This is a genomic window from Halomonas denitrificans (genome assembly GCA_019800895.1).
Classification (GTDB): Bacteria; Pseudomonadota; Gammaproteobacteria; order Xanthomonadales; family Wenzhouxiangellaceae.
The window spans coordinates 318,821-338,931 of record JAHVKF010000001.1 but is presented as its reverse complement, the minus strand read 5'-3'; the positions used below and the strand labels follow the sequence as shown (position 1 = coordinate 338,931).

Annotated in this window: 18 protein-coding genes; 7 read left to right on the top strand and 11 right to left on the bottom strand. The window is 66.1% G+C overall.

Translation table 11 applies throughout. From position 1 onward, the window contains the following. Window positions 1–128: 128 nt before the first annotated feature. Together KUV67_01460 and KUV67_01455 are read right to left on the bottom strand one after the other, a co-directional pair. Entirely contained in the window at window positions 129–1,499 is a 1,371-nt protein-coding gene (locus KUV67_01460) for a right-handed parallel beta-helix repeat-containing protein (protein MBY6203535.1), read from the bottom strand. A gap of 224 nt (window positions 1,500–1,723) precedes the next feature. Continuing rightward, the gene (locus KUV67_01455) at window positions 1,724–2,545 is read right to left on the bottom strand and encodes a class I SAM-dependent methyltransferase (GenBank protein MBY6203534.1); all 822 of its coding nucleotides are present in this window, start codon (window positions 2,543–2,545) and stop codon (window positions 1,724–1,726) included. Between the two features lie 183 nt (window positions 2,546–2,728). Here KUV67_01455 and KUV67_01450 point away from each other — a divergent pair, with 183 nt between their 5' ends. Both KUV67_01450 and KUV67_01445 read left to right on the top strand, forming a co-directional pair. Next, on the top strand, window positions 2,729–3,316 hold the full coding sequence (locus tag KUV67_01450) for a cold shock and DUF1294 domain-containing protein (protein ID MBY6203533.1): 588 nt from the start codon (window positions 2,729–2,731) through the stop codon (window positions 3,314–3,316). A gap of 78 nt (window positions 3,317–3,394) precedes the next feature. Then, window positions 3,395–4,771, top strand: coding sequence for a TIGR00366 family protein (locus KUV67_01445; protein ID MBY6203532.1), 1,377 nt, complete (start codon window positions 3,395–3,397; stop codon window positions 4,769–4,771). A 36-nt stretch (window positions 4,772–4,807) separates the two neighbouring features. On the opposite strand, the gene KUV67_01440 is transcribed toward KUV67_01445, so the two are convergent. Together KUV67_01440 and KUV67_01435 are read right to left on the bottom strand one after the other, a co-directional pair. Continuing rightward, window positions 4,808–5,101 carry a hypothetical protein gene (locus KUV67_01440; protein ID MBY6203531.1) on the bottom strand — a complete coding sequence of 98 codons (294 nt, stop codon included), beginning with the start codon at window positions 5,099–5,101 and terminating at the stop codon, window positions 4,808–4,810. Then, the gene (locus KUV67_01435) at window positions 5,098–6,741 is read right to left on the bottom strand and encodes a tail fiber domain-containing protein (GenBank protein ID MBY6203530.1); all 1,644 of its coding nucleotides are present in this window, start codon (window positions 6,739–6,741) and stop codon (window positions 5,098–5,100) included. Before KUV67_01435 ends, KUV67_01440 begins: the two co-directional genes overlap by 4 nt. A 211-nt stretch (window positions 6,742–6,952) precedes the next feature. Between KUV67_01435 and KUV67_01430 the strand changes: the two genes are divergently transcribed. Further along, the gene (locus KUV67_01430; protein ID MBY6203529.1) at window positions 6,953–8,035 is read left to right on the top strand and encodes an alpha/beta hydrolase; all 1,083 of its coding nucleotides are present in this window, start codon (window positions 6,953–6,955) and stop codon (window positions 8,033–8,035) included. A 54-nt stretch (window positions 8,036–8,089) separates the two neighbouring features. Here the strand turns inward: KUV67_01430 and KUV67_01425 are convergent, their stop codons facing one another. The 4 genes from KUV67_01425 to KUV67_01410 form a co-directional block, all read right to left on the bottom strand. Beyond that, window positions 8,090–9,010 carry a DUF808 domain-containing protein gene (locus KUV67_01425; protein ID MBY6203528.1) on the bottom strand — a complete coding sequence of 307 codons (921 nt, stop codon included), beginning with the start codon at window positions 9,008–9,010 and terminating at the stop codon, window positions 8,090–8,092. A 71-nt stretch (window positions 9,011–9,081) separates the two neighbouring features. Continuing rightward, window positions 9,082–9,486 (bottom strand): DUF1499 domain-containing protein, encoded by a 405-nt coding sequence (locus KUV67_01420; GenBank protein ID MBY6203527.1) that lies wholly within the window; start codon window positions 9,484–9,486, stop codon window positions 9,082–9,084. Window positions 9,487–9,862: 376 nt separating this feature from the next. Beyond that, window positions 9,863–10,516, bottom strand: a complete 654-nt coding sequence (locus KUV67_01415) for a hypothetical protein (GenBank protein MBY6203526.1) — start codon at window positions 10,514–10,516, stop codon at window positions 9,863–9,865. A gap of 255 nt (window positions 10,517–10,771) precedes the next feature. Continuing rightward, on the bottom strand, window positions 10,772–11,785 hold the full coding sequence (locus KUV67_01410; GenBank protein MBY6203525.1) for an endonuclease/exonuclease/phosphatase family protein: 1,014 nt from the start codon (window positions 11,783–11,785) through the stop codon (window positions 10,772–10,774). Window positions 11,786–12,083: 298 nt separating this feature from the next. Here KUV67_01410 and KUV67_01405 point away from each other — a divergent pair, with 298 nt between their 5' ends. Beyond that, a complete protein-coding gene (locus tag KUV67_01405) occupies window positions 12,084–12,584 on the top strand; it encodes a hypothetical protein (protein ID MBY6203524.1) in 501 nt (166 codons plus the stop codon). 114 nt (window positions 12,585–12,698) lie between these two features. On the opposite strand, the gene KUV67_01400 is transcribed toward KUV67_01405, so the two are convergent. Continuing rightward, a complete protein-coding gene (locus KUV67_01400; protein ID MBY6203523.1) occupies window positions 12,699–13,262 on the bottom strand; it encodes a high-potential iron-sulfur protein in 564 nt (187 codons plus the stop codon). Window positions 13,263–13,589: 327 nt separating this feature from the next. Continuing rightward, window positions 13,590–16,421 (bottom strand): thrombospondin type 3 repeat-containing protein, encoded by a 2,832-nt coding sequence (locus KUV67_01395; GenBank protein MBY6203522.1) that lies wholly within the window; start codon window positions 16,419–16,421, stop codon window positions 13,590–13,592. A 408-nt stretch (window positions 16,422–16,829) separates the two neighbouring features. Here KUV67_01395 and KUV67_01390 point away from each other — a divergent pair, with 408 nt between their 5' ends. Further along, the gene (locus KUV67_01390; protein MBY6203521.1) at window positions 16,830–17,099 is read left to right on the top strand and encodes a DUF4398 domain-containing protein; all 270 of its coding nucleotides are present in this window, start codon (window positions 16,830–16,832) and stop codon (window positions 17,097–17,099) included. Window positions 17,100–17,170: 71 nt separating this feature from the next. Further along, window positions 17,171–18,178 (top strand): OmpA family protein, encoded by a 1,008-nt coding sequence (locus KUV67_01385; protein ID MBY6203520.1) that lies wholly within the window; start codon window positions 17,171–17,173, stop codon window positions 18,176–18,178. Window positions 18,179–18,344: 166 nt separating this feature from the next. Here the strand turns inward: KUV67_01385 and KUV67_01380 are convergent, their stop codons facing one another. Further along, window positions 18,345–18,857, bottom strand: a complete 513-nt coding sequence (locus tag KUV67_01380; GenBank protein ID MBY6203519.1) for a hypothetical protein — start codon at window positions 18,855–18,857, stop codon at window positions 18,345–18,347. Between the two features lie 226 nt (window positions 18,858–19,083). Between KUV67_01380 and KUV67_01375 the strand changes: the two genes are divergently transcribed. Then, window positions 19,084–20,067 (top strand): hypothetical protein, encoded by a 984-nt coding sequence (locus tag KUV67_01375; protein ID MBY6203518.1) that lies wholly within the window; start codon window positions 19,084–19,086, stop codon window positions 20,065–20,067. Window positions 20,068–20,111: the final 44 nt, after the last annotated feature.

Genomic DNA, 20,111 nt, shown 5'->3' with positions numbered 1-20,111 from the left:
ATGCGGAAGACAGCTAAATCAGCTGCTTAGGTTTCTCTCGGGGCCTCGTCGGAACGCGAGCGCCGCGCCAGGCTGCTCGGCAGTACTCTGATCCAATCGCCCGTCGCTTTCGTTTGCCCGGGTGCGATTCAGGCCTCAAATCCATCCGCGAACAGCACGTCGTCGGCCTCGTAAGCGCCGATATCGACGGCCGGGCCGAAGATGCGGGTTCGGCCGGCGAGGTCGATGGGGCCGAGGCCGCCGGGTGGGGTGTTGTCGCCGGCGTCGATGGCGGCGGAGCCGGGCGCGAGGCGGTAGTCGCCGATCAGCGGATCGATGAACAGGCCGGAGTCGTTGGTGAACAGGTTGCTGCCCTCGGTGACGGTGGGGTCGAGCTGGGCGTTGACGCCGTTGTTCACGGAAATGGAGTTGTACACCGAAAGCTGGCCGCCGCCGCTGGTGCCTGCGAGGATGCCGCGTTCCGTGAAATGGCCGGCGACCGTGAGGTTGGTGGCGCGCAGGGTGGCGCCGCTGTTGGCGTTGAGCTGCACACCGCGCGCGTTGCCGTCGACGACCAGGGTGTCGCTGAGGACCGCGGTGCCCGCGAAGGTGCTGAAGAAGGCTTGGGACCCGAAGCCGTTCGCGCTGTCGTCGATGTTGTTGGCGACCCGGTTCCGGCGGGCCACCCAGTTCGTGCCGCTGAGCATGAGCCCCGTGCCGGTGACGCCGCTGGCGTCGATCCGGTTGCCCCGGAATTCGTTGTCCGTCAGTTCGAAGAATGACCCGGCCTCGAACTGGATGATGTCCGCGCCGGCGCCGAGCCCGGCGCCGCTGCCGGCCACGGTGACGACGTTGTCCCGGATGCGGTTGCCGATGATGCGGGCGGTCGAGGTGTTGTTGAGTTCGACCGTCAAACCGCCGCCGCGTCCGTCGACGGTGCCGGTCGAGGTCACCGTGTTGTCGAGCAGGTCGCAATCGCGGACTTCGAGGTCGGCGCTGCCGATCAGGACCGCGTACAGGCCGCCCGAGGACGCCCGATCGGCGATCGCCAGGTTGTCGCGAATGGTCAGGTTGTAGAGCTCGACCGAGCTGGTGTCGCGCGCGAAGACCGCGACCCCGGCGCGCAGCGTGTCCTCGCCGTTGGCCAGCTCCATCCCGTGCAGCACGAACCGGTCGCTGCCCTCGGTCTGGATCTCGAACACCTTGCCCAGGCCGCCGCCGTCGATGACGGTGGTCCGGGCATCGCTGGCGCTCGTGAAGGTGGCATCCCAGCCGCCGCTCATTTCGATGAGATCACCGCTGCCGTCCAGGTCGACGAACAGGTTTTCCGGGAACACGCCGAAGCGGACCCGCACCTCGTCGTCGCCGGGGAGGGCGACGGCCGCGTCGAGGGCGTCCTGGACCGTCGCGTAGGTGCCGCCCGGGCCGGCCGTGAGCACGGCGCCCTGGGCTGCGCCGGCCAGGGCCAGCAGCATCAGCGAGGGCCCGGCGGCCCGTAGCGTGCGAATGGTGTGCGTCATGTTCCGTCCCCGTGCTGAAGTGTCGATGGGCCGCTAATGGCCTCCTTCTCCATCAATCGTAGTCCGGGCGCAAACCCCGCCATCGGGGGCTGTTCCCCGTTCAACGAAATCTTCTAGAGGCGCAATGAGAAAACGTGCGGGACACCCGATTGCGTAAAGGGGACAAGCGGCGATCGGGAAACCGGGTGGTTGGGGCGTTCGGAGCCCTGTTCGACCGACGTCGTTCAGGTGTGGCGCGATTCCAACGGCATGAACGCGCGCTGGTCTCGCTTCGGATCGCGCGGGTTCGAGGTCCAGCGTTTGCCGTATGTTTTGAAATCGAGAATTCGCCACCCGGTACGCTCGACGATCCGCTTCAGCCCGGCTTCAGAGAAGATCCAGTAGTTGGTCGAGTCGTTGTTGAATTCATCGGGTTCGAGCAGGTAGGCGATCGGGCGGTTCCTGATGCGACCTCGAAACTGCCACGGCCAGGGCCCCGAGTGCATCCAGGCGGCGACTCGGGTGCTGAGAATGCAGTACCGACTGGTATGTGCGAGCGTTTCCAGGGCGAGGTAGGGGTTCTGCAGGTGATAAAGAATGCCGAGAAAGATCACGGCGTCATAGCGATGAGGCAACTCGAACTGGCCGTTGATGTCGATCTCGTGGATCGGAACGCTTGAATCGAGCGCTTCTTTCAGTCGGTAGGCGGCTTCGAGCTGATTGAAATTGTAAGCGGCGAAATCCACGATCTCGGGGCGGAAGCCTTTCGTCTCGAGAAAGAACGAGAGGTCGCCGTCGGCTGCGCCGATGTCGGCGATTCGCCCTCCGGACAGTCTGCCGAACAAGTCGCGATTGCCGCCGGTCAGTAGCCCGCCGATTGCGTCGATGTTGCCGAGAATGTCGCCGAAGAACCAATCGACGTCCGGGCTTTCCTGCTTGATGCGGTCCAGATGAGTGCGAAACTCGCGTGCCGCCTGCTGCAGTTCCTCGATACGCATAAGCACCAACTGATCAATTCTTGCCCATTCCCCGATGCGAGGAAGAATACAGCAAGCCGAGCCCGCCATGGTGGCAGGGGTTCGAGGCACCCAGTTTCCCTCCGGCTCTGCGCCGTTACTTGGGTGCACCGCCCCATCGCGCGCGGACTTGGGGGCGCTGCGGAGCCGCGCTGTGAAACCTGCTGGAATCCGAGGCCACTCTACCGATTCGGTCCCCTATGATCGTGATCGAGCGCAGGCGGAGGTGCCGGAATGCGGGTGCAGGGCATAGTGGTGCAGTGGAACGACGCGCGGGGGTTCGGGTTCGTCGAGCCGCATGACGGTGGCGAGAGGGCGTTCGTCCACATCTCGGCGCTGGCGTTCGGAGCGCGGCGGCCAGCGACGGGTGACCTGGTCACGTATTCGCTCGAAAAGGACCCGAAGGGCCGGTGGCAGGCGTGCGATGTGCGTCCCATCGGAACGCGACGTGCCGGCGTTGAGGCTCCCGCAGCCGTTAGCGTGAGCCCGTTCGAGCGATTGTTTCTGTTTATCTTCATCGGGGTGTTGTTCGCAGCGTCCATCGAAGGCGCGCTCCACATCGCGATTCCGTTCATTGTCCTGCTGCTGTCGGTGGTGACGTTCATCGCCTACGGACTGGACAAGAGCGCGTCGCGACGGGGCTCGTGGCGAACCTCCGAAGCCACCCTTCATCTGCTTGCGCTGGTCGGTGGCTGGCCGGGCGCCCTGATGGCGCAGCGCCTGTTGCGCCACAAGACGCGCAAGGCCGAGTTCCAGGCGGTGTTCTGGACGACGGTGGTGCTGAACATGGTTCTGTTGGTGGTGCTTGCGCACTGGTTCTGAGCCGTAAACGGCCGGGCAGGGGAGTCGGCGGTCGCTCACGGGTAGAATCGCCCGAAGCCCCTTCGAGCGCTCGATACGATGACGCAGTCCCCCACGCTTCGCATCCCCCACACGCTGGCCCTGCTGTTCTTCCTGATGATCGCGGCGCTGGTCGCGGCGTGGCTGGTGCCGCAGGGGTTCTTTGCCGAGGACCTGGATTCCGGGCGGGTGGTGCCGGGGTCCTACGAGGTCGTGGCGGAGAAGGAGATGCTGTCGCCCCTGGCGCTGTTCACGGCGATTCCGCGCGCGTTCGTGGACGCCGGGCCGATCATCTTCTTCCTGTTCATCATCGGCGGCGTGCTGGCGATGATCCGCGCCACCGGTACGATCGATGCGCTGCTGGGGCGGCTGCTCGAGCGGTTCCGGGATCGGCCGAGGAGCCTGATCTTCGCGGTGATCTTCGTGTTTTCGCTGGCCTCGAGCGCGGTCGGCTCGTCGGGTGAGTACATTCCCTTCGTGCTGATCCTGGTCGCGCTGTGCCGGGCGATGCGGATGGACGCGATGACGGCGGTCGGGATGGTCGTCGCCGGCTATGGCGTGGGCTACGGGCTGGCGGCGTTCAACCAGTACACGGTGGTCGTGGCGCAGGAGATCGCCGAGCTGCCGACCTATTCCGGCTGGTGGCTGCGGCTGTCCCTGCTGGTCCCGTTCGTGCTGATCGCGGTGCACCACGTCTGGAGTTACGCGGAGAAGGTTCGGAACGACCCGTCGGCCAGCCTGGTTGCAGGCGACGCGGCGGCGGAGGTCGAGCCGCCGGCACACTACCCGGCGCTCAAGGGCAAACACGTGGCCATCGTGCTGGCGTTCCTTGCTGCGCTGGGCGTCGGCGTCTGGGGCATCGCGACGCGCGGCTGGTACCTGAACGAGCTCGGGGCCTGCTTCGTGGTGCTCGGGCTGGTGACCGCCGTGATCGGTCGCGTGGGGCCCAGCTTCGCCTCCGAGAAGTTCATCGAAGGTGCGAAGGAGCTGACCGAGACCGCGATCCTCGTCGGCATCGCCCGCGGCATCGCGCTGATCATGGAAGACGGCCAGATCCTCCACACGATCGTCCACTACCTGTCGCAGCCGCTGTCGCTGGTCGGCGCCGAGCTGGCCGCGGTCGGCATGATGTTGATCCAGGCCGTGCTGAACCTGTTCATCCCGTCCGGCTCCGGCCAGGCCTTCGTGACCATGCCGCTGATGACGCCGCTGTCCGACCTGCTCGACGTGCCGCGCCAGGTCGCCGTGATGGCCTACCAGATGGGCGACGGCTTCACCAACATGATCATCCCGACGAACGCCATCCTGATGGGCATCCTCGGCGTAGCGGGCATTTCCTACGCCAGCTGGTTCCGCTTCTGCCTTCCGCTGATCCTCAAGCTCTACGCCGCCGGTGCGGTGGTGCTGGTGCTGGCTGTGGTCTTCGACCTGTCCTGACGGGGCCCCGACGTCCGCCATCGCGGATCGGGAGCGCTATCGATCCGATCGAGACCTCGGATTCGGGCCCGTCTGGGCCTCGAAGCCATCCGAAAAGACCGACGCGCCCTCAAGGCCGGCCCAGAAGCCGCCGGAGAGCTGGAACGCGCCGGCGGTGCTGGTGGTAGTGCTCGGCTGGCCGAGGCTGGAAGAAAGCAGGAACGACGATCCGGGGGCCGTGGACTGGACCGTGTCGCCGCCAGCCGCGATGACGGACTTCCGCATCTCGAAGGGGCCGCCGGACTGCAGTCCGACGGACAGGGCGAACAGGCACGCGAGGAGGGTGCTCATTGCCGGTCCTCCCCTCGTTCCTCGCGCTCGAGCCGTTCGATACGCTCGATGGTCGCGGCCAGCGCGCGCTGGCTCTCCTGGTGCATCCGCTCCAGTTCGGCGATCCGCTGGTCCTTCTCCTCGAGCTGCTGGTGCAGGCCCTGGATCGCGGCAAGCGCGACGCCGTTGCGGTCCACGCCGGCGATGTACTGCTCCGTGTCACCGAGTCCGAACAGGGCGTGGAAGTCCTCGGCGATCGGGCCCAGATGGGTGCCCTCTTCGGAATCGCGGTAGCGCCAGCGCAGCACCGGTAGCCGCAGCACGCGCTGGAGGATGTCCTGCGGATCGATGGCCTGGAAGTCGGTCTTGAACAGACGGCTCGAGGCATCGGTCCACGTCCCGCCGGTGGTCAGGCGCGCGCCGTTGCCGTTCAGGGCGTTGTTGCCGACGTGCACCGGGAACTGCGCATCGGCCCGGTTGAATCCGAAGAAGCCGCCCGGTGACGTCACGACGCTGCCGTTGCCGACGAAGAACGCGCCGTTGACCGTGGTTTCGCCGTCGGCCAGGGTCAGGGTCGGCTGGAAGTCGATCGGATTGGCACCGCCGATCTCCGTGAACATCGTCGTCGTGCCGTCGGGCGCGACCTCCATCAGGAAGGCGCCGTTGTTGGTGTCGAAGCGCTGCCAGCCGGCGTCGAAGTAGGCGTTCTTGGCAAGGCTCGAATAGCCCGCCGGACCGGCGTGGAGTCCGATCGCGCTGCCGAATTGGCCGAGCGACTGGACGAGGACGCCGAAGTTGTCGCCGCCGGCCTCGACGGTAAGCGTCGATTCCGGGTCCAGCACCGGCGTGGCGCCCAGCGCGGCAGATCCGTCGGGCGCGAGGATGAAGCGCGTGTCGTTCTGGCTGTAGTCGGGATCGGTACCGTAGGTCCACCAGAGTTCGCTGTTGCCCAGGGCGGTTCGACGCACGATTCCCCAGGTGTCGAGCAGGCTGCCTGCGGTCAGCTCCGACAGGGTGATCGACGAGCCGTAGCCGCCGCCCCCGCTGCTGTACAGCCCGATGCTAGCGTCCGAGTCCTCGACGACGAGGTCGTCGTTGAACGTCTCCTGGTCGGTCAACGACAGATTGTTGGTCTGGACGTGCAGGGCCGCGAGCGGTGTGTCCTCTCCGACCCCGACCCGGCCGCCGGCGAAGTGGATGTCGCCGGCGACGAGCGTCCACTGCGAATCCCCGGGCGGTCCTTGGGGCCCCGGCGGTCCGGCCGGGCCTTGCGGTCCGGGGCTGCCGTCGAGCGCGAACAGGGCGTAGGGCGCAGGCGTGATCGGCGAGCGTGGTGCCAGCGTGTCGTAGGAGCCCGTGCTGGCGCCGTCCCGCACCGCCACCTCGACCCACACGGCGTCGCCGAAGAAGATCGATGCGCCGAAATCGAGTTCCGCATTGACCAGTCCGCCGTCAATCTGCAGGTCATCCAGCTGGACCGGCGCGGCGATGGGCGTGCCACCTGCGGCCTGGTCGAACAGGTTGAACACCAGGTCGAATTCCCCGTTGGCCGGCTCACCGGCACTCCAGAGCTCGCCCTGGTAGGTGAAGGCCGATCCTGCCGGATCCGCGGCGGCGGCAAGGGGCAGGAGGAGCACGAACGGAAGCAGGAACTTGCGCATGACGAACTCTCGATATCCATGGGTTCATTGCTTCCAATGCCGCACGGGGGATAATCCGCACGTCTTCGTCCCAACCGCGTCGCAGCGTGCGCTGCGCGGGTGAACCGGCGACCCGCTTTTTCCTGCTGGTCCTCGACGGGCAGCGGTGCTTGCATTTCACAAAAAGCCGGTGCTACCGTGACTTCAGGCGTAGTGGTAGCGGGAGATTGCGATGTTCATCATCACGAATCGCCGTGTCGATCCGGAGGCGTCCGGGTTGGACAAGCTGGGCAAGCGGCCGAACGAAAAAGGAAACAACGAGTTGCGCGTGGTCGAGGCCACGCGGCGGGGCAACGGGTTCTCGATCGAAGTCCTGCCGGACAAGATTTCCAAGGCCGAGGCCAAGGCGTACATCCAGGAATTTTCCCTGGACCTGGACCCGGACGCGCAACACTACGCGAGCCTTCGCGTGGCCTGTGAGCTGGTCAAGCGGCTGCGGGCGAAGAAGCGCCATCTACTCGTGCTCGTGCACGGCTACAACAACGAGATCAAGGACGTACTCCGAGCCGCCTTCGACCTGGAGAAGGCCTACGACGTGGAGGTGCTGCCGTTCTCCTGGCCGGCCAACGGCGGTGGAGTGCACGGCAAGTTGAGCTACCTGTCCGACAAGCGCGACGCGCGCGCCTCCGCCGGTGCGCTGGAGCGTGCGCTGAAGATGGTCCACTACTTCCTGATGAAGATCAGCGAATCGTCGCGCGAGCTCTGCCGGGCCAAGGCCTTCGAGAAGTTCCCGGACAATGCCGAGAAGCGCGACGCGCTCTACGCCCGACTTCTGCGCAAGGACTGCCCGTTCACGATCAATGCCATGTTCCACAGCATGGGCAACTACCTGTACAAGCAGATGCTGAAGAGCACGATCAGCGAAGGCAACGAGTTGATCTTCGACAACGTCGTGCTGTGCCAGGCCGACACGAACAATGAGGGTCACCCCGAGTGGGTGGACCGGATCCGCCACAACCGCCGGGTGTTCATCACCATCAACGAGAACGATTACGCGCTCCGACTCTCGCGCATCAAGCCGGGCGATGCCCAGCGAGCGCGCCTGGGCCATTTCGTCAAGCGACTGGACAGCCGGATCGCGTACTACGTCAACCTGACCGACGCCTCCTGGGTCAAGGAATCGCACTCGCCGTTCGGCGAGCCGGCCGAGAAGAACAAGGAGCTGGCGAAGTTCTTCCGGCGGGCATTCGCGGGCGAGCCCGCGGAAGATCGGCTGATCTACAGGGAACAGGGCAACTGGTACGAGCTGCGCTAGCCCCCGCACGGCTTCGCGGCGCCCGATCGTTCGGGACGCCGACGAACGGCGCGATCAGTCTGCGGCAGGTTCGTTCTTGCCGAACACCTTCGAGAAGGCCGAGATCGCCGCGACCAGGATCGCGCCCAGCACGACACCCACCAGGCCGGTCCAGGCCATGCCGGTGAGCGTGGCCCAGGGCTGGGCCATGCCCTCGACCAGGGCTTCGTTGAAGTGGTGCAGGGCGGGGATGCCGTGGGAGATGATGCCGCCGCCGACCAGGAACATCGCAGCGGTACCGGCGATGGACAGGAAGCGCATCAGCCACGGGGCGAAGGCCAGGATGGCACTGCCGGCCTTCTGCGCGAAGGTGCTGGTTCGCTGCGCCAGCGCCCGGCCGGCGTCGTCGAGCTTGACGATGCCGGCGACCAGGCCGTAGATACCGACGGTCATCAGGACGGCGATCGCGATCAGCACGCCGAGGCGGGTCAGGAAGGGCTCGTCGGTGACCGTGCCGAGCGAGATGACGATGATCTCGGCCGACAGGATGAAATCGGTGCGGATTGCGCCCTTGATCTTGTCGCGCTCGACGACCTTCATGTCGGCCTGCGGGTCCCGCAGCGCCTGCTTGATCTTCGCCTTGTCCTGCTCGGCCTCCTCCTTGTGCAGGAACTTGTGCGCCAGCTTGTGCGCGCCTTCGTAGCAGAGGTAGGCGCCGCCGAGCATCAGCAGCAAGGTGACGGCCCAGGGCGCGACGGCGCTGATGAGCAGGGCGGCGGGCACCAGGATGCACTTGTTGCGGGCCGACCCCTTCGCGACCGCCCAGACCACCGGCAGTTCGCGGCTGGCCTTGACACCCGAGACCTGCTCGGCGTTCAGCGCCAGGTCGTCGCCCAGCACGCCGGCGGTCTTCTTGACCGCCACCTTGGTCATGACCGATACGTCGTCGAGAACGGTCGCGATATCGTCGAGAAGGAGGATCAGGCTTCCGGCCATGTGTGCTTCGTCCTGGGGTCTGGGTTCCGGTGGGTCTGGCTTCCGGTCGTGCGGAACGGGAACTGTCGCGCCTAGGACGCGGACGCCGCACGCGCTTCGACCATTCTCTCTCGAATGGACTCCATCCGCTTGCGGTTCTTGCCGAAGTCCGAGTAGCCGATACGCGAAGCGGAGCGGAGGTGGATCATCCCGGCGCCGCGGTCCAGCAGGAACTCGACGTCGTCCTTGAAGCGCAGGATGCGCGTCGTGGCTACCGCACGGATGTAACGGTCGTTCGAGCCGCCGATGTCGATGCTGTCGTCGTCTTCGAGAATCCTCGACAGCGTCGACCAGGCCCGGGCCGGGTCGCCCGCGATGCGGATCGGCTCGATGTAGTGCGAATCGTCCGCCGGTGCGCAGCTGCAGACGCAGTTCGGGCTGGACGGGCAGCCTGCCAGTTCGGTGACGGTGGCGGGATCTCGTGCAGGTTCGGGCATTTCGGAGCATCCTGTGAGTAGCACCGTGCCGAGCAGAATTCCCGGCAGCAGTTTTAAATGCGATCGGCTCATGGTTCACAACGTCCGTGGGTGTCGGACGGGCACCGTCTTCGGGCCTCGGCCAGCCGTCACTCTACTGCATCCGCGGGATCTCGGCCGCGGCATGTGCCGGTCGGGCCGGCACGGGGCCGTGACGAATGGAACGGACGGGGTGCTCCCACGTCGTGGCGAGGGTCGGACCCGGCCAAAAGAAAACCGGACCTCGCGGCCCGGTCATCGATCCTTCAACGCAGTCGCGCGGTTGTTGTTGTGGTCACGCAAGCGCGTACCGCGGTTGCCGCTGTAGCCCCGAGGGGGCGCAGCCCGATTGCGTGGCTCAGGAACCGACGCGGATGACGTTGACGCTGTTGGCCTCGATTTCGCGGCCTTCCAGCCAGTCGTCGTCGATCTCACCCACGACGCGGACCGTGTCGCCCACGCGGACCTGCAGATAGTCTTCGTCGTCGAACAGGTCGTCGTCGAGCTCGTCGACTTCGACGGTGAAGCTGCCCAGGTCGCCCTGCAGGCGAAACTCCTCGTCGTCGTCGCTCACGGTCGTCACGGTGCCGGTCACTTCGACGTATTCGCCGAGGTTCCGGCCCACGACCATGCCGTGGTCGCCGGCGTAGTCCTCGTCGACGACGAAGGTGGTGCCGAGCTTCTCGATGTACAGGGCAGTGGCTTCGAGCTCCTTGCCCTCGAAGAAGTCGTCGTCGACGGTGCCGGTGGTGGTGACCCGGTCGCCGGAGGCGAGCGTGTAGGCGCCGCCGTCGCGGATATCGTCGTCGATTTCGACGGTCAACCGCTCGTTGCCGACGAGCAGGTCGAATTCGTCCTCACGTGCTTCGATCACCGTTCCGGAGACCGTGATCGAGGTATCGTCCTCGAGGCCCTTCAGGGCGGAGGCATGTTCGTCGGCAAGGGCGGGCGAAACCGCGGTTCCGGCGGCCAATGCCGATGCGATCCCGATTGCAAGTGGAAGTTTTCTCATGGATTCTTCCTCTTTCGGTTCGAGTTGGATGTGGCGCGTTCAGCGCCATCGGGTCAAGCATGAAGGCTGAGCCCGGAAGGATCATTAACCTAGGTAAACAGCTGAGGATCTGCGGACAGGATCCGAACGATGCATGGGCGTATCCTGGACTCGTCGAGAGCCAGGGAGGACTTGGGGTAAGGCCCCGGGCAACGGCTGCACAGTCTCGAGCACGCGCATCATGCCCGCCATGGTGGGTCGAGGTCGAGCCGCTATTCAGTCCGGCACCCCGGAGAAGGGGTCGGGCATGTTCGCGTCGACGCCGAGCACGCCGGCCAGGGCCTCGGTGCTGCGGTCCGTGCTGAATTCGCACCACAGCGGGAAGTGGTCGCTGACCCGGAAGGTCATCTGGAATGCGGTCAGCTCCTGGAACACGGCGCCGGCGAAGTCGACCACGCCGGCCCGGCCCGTGGGCATCAGGGTCATGTCGTCGCGGAACCAGCCGATCTGGTCGTAGTGCTTGGCTTCCTGGCCGTAGGTGGTCTTCAGGTCGCGCAGCTCTTCCGGCACCCACAGGCCCTTTTCGAGAAAGACCTCGAACAGGTCGTTGTCCTCGTCGCGATCGGTGTTGAAATCGCCGAGCACGATGAGGTTGGCTTCCTCGGCATGCGCGAAGCGCGAGCGGTCGCGGATTTCCTCGGCCGTGTACTTCGCCAGCCGTCGTAGTTCGGGAATCCGGTCGCTCAGGTCCTCGCCGTAGCGGATGTGTGCGGTCAGCAGCGCGAAGCGCTCGCCGCCGGCGACGAAACCGACCAGATAGGGCGTGCGATCGAACTGTTCCTGTGGGTCGCCCATGTCCGTCGGCGGGAGCACGATCTCGCCGGCCAGGCCGGAGGGCTTCACGCGACGGGTGTCGTACAGGTAGGCCGCACGTTCGGTGTTTCCCTTGTCGCCGGCGGTCACGTCGCTCATCATCACGCCCCAGTCGGGGCCGAGGAAGTCTTCGGCCAACAGGCGAAGCGCGCTCGTGTCGCGCTTGACTTCCTGGATGGCGACGACGTCGAAGCGACGGATGACCTCGGCGATCAAGGCCAGGCCGCGCAGGTTCCGCTTCGGCGAATCGGGGTTCTCGCCCCAGTCGTCGAAGTAGCCGCCGAGGCTGCGGATGTTCCAGGTGCCGAGGATGAAGTTGTGGTCGGTTCGGCGCGGAGGCACGGAAACAAGATCGAGGCGCCGGCGCAGCCGGACGATGTCCTCGACCACGAAATCGGGATAATCGCCGTAGTTCACGTGCGCTTGCCCATGTTGCCCTCCGTCGACCGGCGGGACCGAAGCCGCGCGCCGGACGATGCCAACCCCCCAATCGAGTATGCACCTGCGCCTTGCACCGATGCAAATGCGATGCGCACCGTCGATCGATCGCGTTCGGCAGTCGGAGCGCTCACGTTGCCGTTGCTGCTGGGTTAAGGTGAACAGGAGCGTGCAGACCGGGCCGCGCCGGTCGATGAGCGCCAGCGACCGGTCGGCCGTTCGCGAAACGGCTCGCGCATGGCGGAATGCTCGCATGGGTTCGATCGAGGACGACTTGATGAAAATCCTGCTGAAGCACAAGAACACGCTGGTCGGCTTCGGCTGCATCCTGGTTCTCGGCGTTGCGGCCCGCTGGCTGAGCGGTGTGGTCTACTCTGCCGCCGAGGCGCAGGACCTGATCGCCTCGCTGTCGCGTTCGGCGCTCTACCTCGGGTCGGCGATCGCGACCAGTTCGGCGACCACCATCGCGCTGATGCTGACCATCGTCGGCCTGGTCAATCGACTCGACCAGGACTTCGACATCGAGTTCTTCCAGCGCATCACCCTGATTTCCAAGGCCTGCGCGGTCAACCTGATGGGCGCCATCGCCCTGCTGATGATCGTGACCATGCCGGTGGGCGAGTTCGATCGCTTGCCCGACAACTGGTACTCGATCCTCTACGACCTGATCTTCTGGATGGTCGTCCTGCTGTGCGCGCTCAGCGTGAGCATCGTGCTGATCCTGTTGCGGACCATCGTGGAACTGATCGGCCAGTTCGCGCCGAGCCTCGAAGACTGAGCGCAGTCCTGGAAACCGGCCATTCGCGGCGATTCATTGCCATAGCCGGGTCGTCCGAGTCGAATCGGACGGCACCGGCGAAGGGCCGGGGAACGGTGCGACGACGCGGTCCGGTCAGGCCTTCGGCGTGTAGCCGCTGCACCAGCCGTTGGCGTTGACGACCTTGCCGGGAAACAGCGAGCATCCGCCCCAGCCGTTGCCGTTGTCACCCTGGAACAGCGTGCAGTTGGCGCAGACCTGACCCGGTTCGTACGAGGGGTAGGCGCTGGCGTCGATCTCGTCGGCGTCGTGCCTGTAGCCCAGGGCCTTCGCCGTCGGATCATCGAGGCTGACCTGTGGCATGTCGCCGGACCCCGTGGACTCGGAAGTCGAGGACATCGACTCCTGTGCGGCCGGTTCGGGATCGGTTTGCTCGGCGGATGAACGCTGCGCTGGCGTTGCTTCCGGTGCTTCGGTCTGCGGCTCGGCATCCGTTTGCGAGGCCGAACGGGCAGGCGGCGATGCGGAATCGTCGGAGCAGCCGATGATTGCGGTTATCGGCAGCAGCGCTGCCGCGGTGCCGAACAACCGGATGACGCGACGTCGGTGCTTCGAGTCGACCTGGTCGACGGGGTCGGTTCGCTTGGTCATTCGGGCATCCTTGGTGTGGGTTGGGTGGCCGGATCGTCGGCCGGGCACCGCTGCTCCGGACCGTTGACCTGGCCCATCGAAGCGGGCCGCGGGACCGATGCAGCCTGCAGCCAGTATAGGACCACGCCCTGTCGCCGCACAAACGGGTATCTCGGCGCCTGGTGGATGCGATGGCCTGTCGCCTCGATCCCTGACGGGCAAGCAACGACGGTTCGGCGCACGCGCAGTATCCCTGCGCGCGATGGGTCGGCGACGACTTGCGCATAAATCCCTGCCCGCGCGCTGGTTCGCCCGGCCGGGAACGCTCGGTCCGCCCTCCTGGAGCCCGAGCGTCCGGTCCGTGCGCTCGGCATTGCTGGACAGCCGGGCTCTTGGTCAAGGGCGGAACTCGAAGCCGTCGTCGAACAGCACTTCGCAGGGCCCGGGCGCGCTGTCGTCGCATCGATCGCAGGCGTTGCCGAAGCCGTCGCGGTCGTCGTCGCGCTGGTCCGCGTTGGGCGTCAACGGGCAGTTGTCGAGCGCGTTCGGCTGCAGGTCACGGTCGAAATCCGGGATCGCAACAGGCGCCGGGTGTCCGGCACCGGGCGTGCCCCACGGGTACGGCGCGTTCGGCTGTGTATCCAGCAGATCGAGAAGGACATCGACGCCGGGCGTCAGATCCTGAACCAGGGCCGCTTCGAGTCGGTACTCGTTCCGGCAATCGACGGTGAACCAGAGACCCCGCATGCCGCCGATCGCCGGGCCGAGGCGCGCGACCCGGGTGCCGATCTGGTCGGTGATCGTGACGTCGACCGAATCGGGCAGGCCGCGCGTGACCAGCTCGACCCGCTGTCCCGGGCGCAGCGTCGCCAGGTCGTCGCCGCACACGGAGATCGGGACGGACAGGGTGGAACCGGCCGGGCCCTCGATGTGCATTGGCCGCGAACGGTCGCCGCGGATCGGCGGGGCGATCGGATTGTAGGGGGAGCCGTCGAAGGCCAGGGCGAGCGTATCGAAGGCCGTATCGTCGCAGGCATCGGGAATGCCGTCGCCGTCGCTGTCGGGTTGATAGGGCTCGGGATCGATCCCGAGCGCAGGCAGGCCGGGCGTGTAGGCGAGCAGGTTGTCGGCGACGTCGGGGCAGTCGTCGCAGGCATCGCCGATGCCGTCACCGTCGGTGTCGGCCTGGTCGGCGTTGGCAACGAAGGTGCAGTTGTCGGCATCGTTGTACAGTCCATCGCCGTCGTGGTCCGGGTCGCAGGCGTCGCCCTGGCCGTTGTCGTCGCCGTCGAACTGGTCGGGGTTCGGGTCGCCGGGGCAATTGTCGTCGACATCGAGCACCCCGTCGTTGTCATCGTCCTCGTCGCAGGCATTGCCGACGCCGTCGCCATCGGAGTCCGGCGAACCGACGTAGGTTCCGGTGCAGGGCAGGTAGACGCCGGGGCAGTTGTCGAGACTGTCCGGACAGGTGTCGCCGTCATCGTCGTCGTCGCACGCGTCTCCCAGGCCGTCCATGTCCCAATCCCACTGGATGACGTTGGCCACGGTCGGGCAGTTGTCCGCTTCGTCGTAGTGGCCGTCTCCGTCCGTGTCGACGGTTCCGTCCAGAACCAGGTCGCAATTCACATCGCTCGGGCCGACGCCGACGGCGGCCCAGGCATTGGTGATCGAGCAGACGTCGATGTTGTTGAAGCCGTAGATGCCTTGCTGCGCCCAGGACATGGCGACGCTGCGCTCGGTCAGTCGCGCATCCATGAACGTCGCGCCCGGCGGCAGGATCTGGAAGGTGTGATAGAGCAGGCGCGCCATCTTCAGCCGGTTCCTTGCGATGACCGGAATGCCGCCGTGCGTCCCGCCTTCGGCGAACAGGTAGTGCGCCTTGTTCGGGATGCCGCTGTTGGTGTGGACGCCGCCGTTGTCGCCGGTGAAATTGCAGTCGTCGTCCGATAGGCAGTAGATCGACATGTGATCCGGGTCGCCGCATGCGACCGGGCTGCTCGGCATGCCGCAGTCGCCGTTGAGGGGATCGGCGATGTTCCGGATCGCGCCCAGGCCGCTGGTCCGGTCTTCGGCAAGCAGCCAGTCCTCGGCGTCGGCGATCACGCCCATCAGGTCGGCGAAGCTTTCGTTCAGGGCGCCGGACTGGTTGGCGTAGATCAGTCCGGAGCTGTAATGGATCACGCCGTGCGCGAATTCGTGCGCCGCAACGTCGAAACTGACCCAGCCGGGCATGAACTCGAAGCCGCAGGTCGCGAGATAGCGCGCGCCGTAGCCGTTCGATGGATCGCTCGGCAACGAGTAGATGTAGGACTCGATCTCCTCGCCATCGCCGTCGAAGGATTCTCGCCCGAACACATTCTCGAAGAAGCCGTAGGTCTTTCTCCATTCCCACCACATGCGCGAGGCTTCGGGGTCGTTCAGGTACGCGGGAACGATGCCGGTTTCGTCGCCGACGAAGTCATCGAGGGTCGTCGGGTTGAAGCAGTTCGTGTCGATGATGTTCCCACCGTTCGCGTCCTGCAGGTAGAGATCGTAGTTGTCGAGGAACCGGGTGCCGCTGAAGCCGACCGGCATGATCTGCAGAACGCGTCCGTCCAGGGCGTCGATCAGGACCCGGGCGGCTTCGCCCGTGACGACCACGACCGACCAGGCCAGGCGCAGATCGCTCGGTTCACCAAAGATCAGCGGGTCGAAGACGACGCGATGGGTCCGTCCAGCGACGCTTGCCTGCGGGTCGTCCAGCGCGTTCCGAGCGGCGTCTTCGGCCTCCTGCCGGGTCAACCAGGGCGCCAGGGCGAGCGGGCGGCGCGGGAGCAGGACGCCGGACGCGCTGCGCAGATGACCGTCGGGCCAGACCGAGACGGCCAGGTTGGCGCCCACCACCGGAAGCCCCCCGATGGTCTGGCTGAACTCGACCACGATCTCGCTGCCCATGTCGCGCATCGCACGTACGGGAAGGTGCGATTCCGGGACCGCGTCGTAGCCCTCGTTCGTGCGGGGCGGTCCCTGGAGGAACAGGTCGGCATAGTCGGCGATGAAATTACGGGCCATTTCGACCTCGTCGCTGCCCCGACCGCGCAGGTCGAAGCGGAGCGAGCGGGCCGCGCCCTCGTCGAAATGCACGTCGACGGGCACCAGCGAGTCCGCGCGAAGTCGTTCGAGGGCATCGAACTGGGGGTCGGGTGACGGTTGCGCCGAAAGCAGGATCGGCAGCAGCGCGACGGCCACGGCGGCGATCGTCGGCGCGAGCGATCGGCGTGGGAATCGGCGTAGGAATCGGCGCGGAAGGGTGCTCGGGCGCGGGGCGGCGGTGTTGATCATGGTGGTGGTCGGCTCCGGCAGGTTCACCCCCTTCAATGCAGGTGGAAGCCGCAACCGCACATCCGGCCGGGCCTCCGGATTCTCCGATCGACCGGGCGAACGCACCGGATCGTTGGCGATGAGCGTCTTAACACGGGTTAGAGCCGGCCCGGAAAGCCCGCCTTATGCTGGCCCGAACTCCGCAATGAAAAAAGGACCTTCACGATGTCGACAACGCATGGAGCAGTCAGAGTTCTCGGGTTCTCGGCCATTGCCCTGCTGGTTTCCGCATGCGCCAGTACGCCGTCGGTCGAACCGGCGAGCGAGCGCCTGGGCATGGCGAAATCCGCTCTGGAGCAGGCGCGCGTCAGCGACGCCGACGATCTGGTGCCGGCGCTGTATCGCCAGGCCCGTTCGAAGATCGAGCGCGCCGAGCAGGCCATCCGCGATGACAACGGTCTGATCGGTGAACGGCTGGCCCACGAGGCAACGCTCGACGCCCGCCTCGCCCGCCTCCAGGCCGATCGGATCGAACAGCAGCAGCTCCTGGCCGAAATCGAGGCTGCCATCGAAGCACTCGAACAGGAGCTCGCACCGCGAGGTTGAGTCCGTTCGATGGACCGACCTTCAAGGCTCGGCTCTGGATTCCTGACCAACGATTTCAAGGAGACGCCACGATGATTCGTACCCTTCTGACGGCATTGACCGCGGCAGCGCTGCTGGCGGCCTGTGCCTCCACCCCGGAAATCAATGAAGACCTCGCCGCTGTCGAGCAACGTCTCGACGTCGTCGAGAACGACGACAGCGTCCAGCGATACGCTGCAGAAGAAGTCGATGAAGCGCGCGACGCGGTCGAACGGGCCGCCCGTGCCTGGGAAGAGGACGGCGCGACGCCCCGCTTCGAACATCTGCTGTATGTCGCCGAGCGCCTGCTCGACATCGCCGAGACCCAGGCTTCGGTCGAGCGGATCGGCGTCCAGGCGCGTGAACTGTCCGAAGAGCGCGAACGCCTGAGGCTCGAAGCCCGCGTCACGCGTGCGGAGATGGCGGAAATGGCCGCCAGGGCGCGCGCAGCGGAATCCGAAGCCGAAGCGCAGGCGGCCGCTGCCGTGGCACTGCGCGAGCGGGCCGAGCGGGAACGCGCAATGACCGAACGGGAGCAGGCCGAGCGGGAACGCCGGCTGGCCGAAGAGCGTCGGGCCGAGGCCGAAATCGAGGCACGGGCCGCGCGCGAAGACGCCGAGCGCGCCCGGGAGCAACTGGCCGAGCTGCGCAACCAGTTTGCAGAGCTCCAGGCGGAGCAGACCGAACGCGGACTGCTGCTGACGCTTCGTGACGTCCTCTTCGACTTCAACGAAGCCGACCTCAAGTCCGGCGCGCAGCGGCAGATGGCCGAGCTCGCGACCTATCTCCAGACCTACTCCGATCGACCCATCCGGATCGAGGGCTTTACCGACAGCACCGGCAGCGACGACTATAACCAGGCGCTGTCCGAACGCCGCGCCGAGGCCGTGGAAGCCGCATTGGTCGCCAACGGCGTCGACCCCGACCGGATCGTGACCCAGGGCTACGGTGAACAGTATCCGGTGGCCGGCAACGACACCGATACCGGCCGGGCGCAGAATCGCCGGGTCGAGATCATCATCTCCTATGACGAAGAGCCGGTCACCGAACGCGAAGGCTGATTCGGGAGAGCGTCAAAACGACCTGAAACAGGCCCCGCCGGCGCGGGGCCTTTTTCGTGAGGAGCATCGACCCAAGCCAATGCGTCCTGCGGCAGGCCGGATAGCGCCGGCCGCCGCCATGCTCCCGGCCAGGTCATTCGGCCGCCTTTGCCGAAGCGATCCCGGATCAGTGCTGCGCCAGCCAGACGGCGCCGTAGACGAGGACCGAGCCGCCGATGTACAGCGCGTCGATGACCCGTCGTCGCGCCGTGTCGTTCCGGGCGTGGAACACGTCGATGATCATCTGGTGCAGCAGGAAGGTGTAGAGGACGTAGTAGAAGAACGGGATGAAGTGGACCCAGGCCGAGAAGTCCGACGCCTGTTTGCCGAACAGCGAGAGGATCCAGTCGATCTGGGCGTAGATGCCGAACAGGCCGAGCGCTGCGTTGATGAACATCCACCGGACCCGGTCGACGCCGAAGATAGTCACGTAGAAGATCAGGTAGACCAGGCAGGCGAAGCCGCCGTGCAGGTAGAGGAAGGCCAGCGGCGGTCCGTCGCCCATGTAGGCCATGAGAAAGCCCGATCCGCCGAACATGCCCATGTGAAGCAGGAAGAATGGGTAGACCTTGTACCAGGGAATGAAATCGCCCTTGTCGAACTTCTTCCCGTTGATCGTGATGCTGCCCTGGAGCTCCAAGCGCCGAATCCCGGTAACGACCCGAGTCGAGTCTAGCGCTTCGGGCCGACTCGCGGTTCGACCGACGGCGATGGCCGGATTCGGGGCCGGTTCCCGTTTGTGGAAGAAAGAGTGGTTCGATCGTTCACCAAGCGGGAGCAGCGCCATGAGTAAATCACGTTCCGATTCGTTGTCTGGAAATCGTCGCCGAGGGCCGGCCCTCGCGCGATGGGCAGGGTGGGTCCTGGTGGCCTGGACCGGCCTGGGGCATGCCGCGGTCGAGCTGGACCAGTATGTCTTCGGGTGGAGCCCGGACGTGCCCCTGGCGGTCGGCGGTTCCTCGGAACAGATGCTTGCGATGAGCTACGACGCCGGCCGTTCCGGGACGCTGGCCCGGATCGACCTGGTGCTCGGTTGCAGCGAAGGATCTCCGGGAACCGTGACGGTAGAGCTGCAGGAGCTCGCCGCCGACGGCACGCCCGCGGGCGTCGCGCTGTCCAGCCTGTCCCGAGCGGCCGACGGAATCTCCCTGGATGCCGGCATCACCGAGTTCGACATGCCTCCGGTCGCGGTGTCGGCAGGCACCGGCTACGCGGTGGTACTGAGCGCGACCGACGATGCCTCCTGCGCCACGCGGCGAGGCGGTGGGCCGATGTGGCACAGCAGCGGGGTTCGTGATGCGTTCTTCGATGCGCGTCCGAACCCGCCGGGCTGGGAACCGCTGACGATCGGCGGTTCGACGGCCTGGGTGCCGTTCTGGGTCTACGTCGAAACCGGCGGAGGCAGCCCGGACGGTCCGCGGTTCTGTGATTTCGAGACGGCCGACGGCGTGCCCAACGACTGGGTCCCGAACGACGTTCCCCTGTGCAGCTGCGCCCGTGACCCTGGCCTGGTCGCTCACCGCTGCTGGTTCGTGACGCCCGACTTCATGCTGTGGCGGTCCCTGGGCCTGCCGCTGGGATCCCCGAGGGCGCGTGCCGAGTGGACGCTGGTGCCGATGGTGCCGGACCTGCCGGCCGTGACGATCGAGGAATTCGATCCGGACGGCCAGTTCGGAAGCGAGCCCATCGATTTCCGTGCCGGCGGTCGGCCCGGCAAGGCCGTGTCGAGGCGGGCACGCTATTTCGGTGAAGCGGAGGTCTCGGAAATCCTGATCCGGGTCGATCACGCCGACCAGCCCCAGGTGATCCTGTTCCGTTCCACGATCGAGATTCCCGAGCCGCAGCAATAGCCGGTTTTCGGGACTGCAGGCGAACCTGCACGCGGACCGACCCC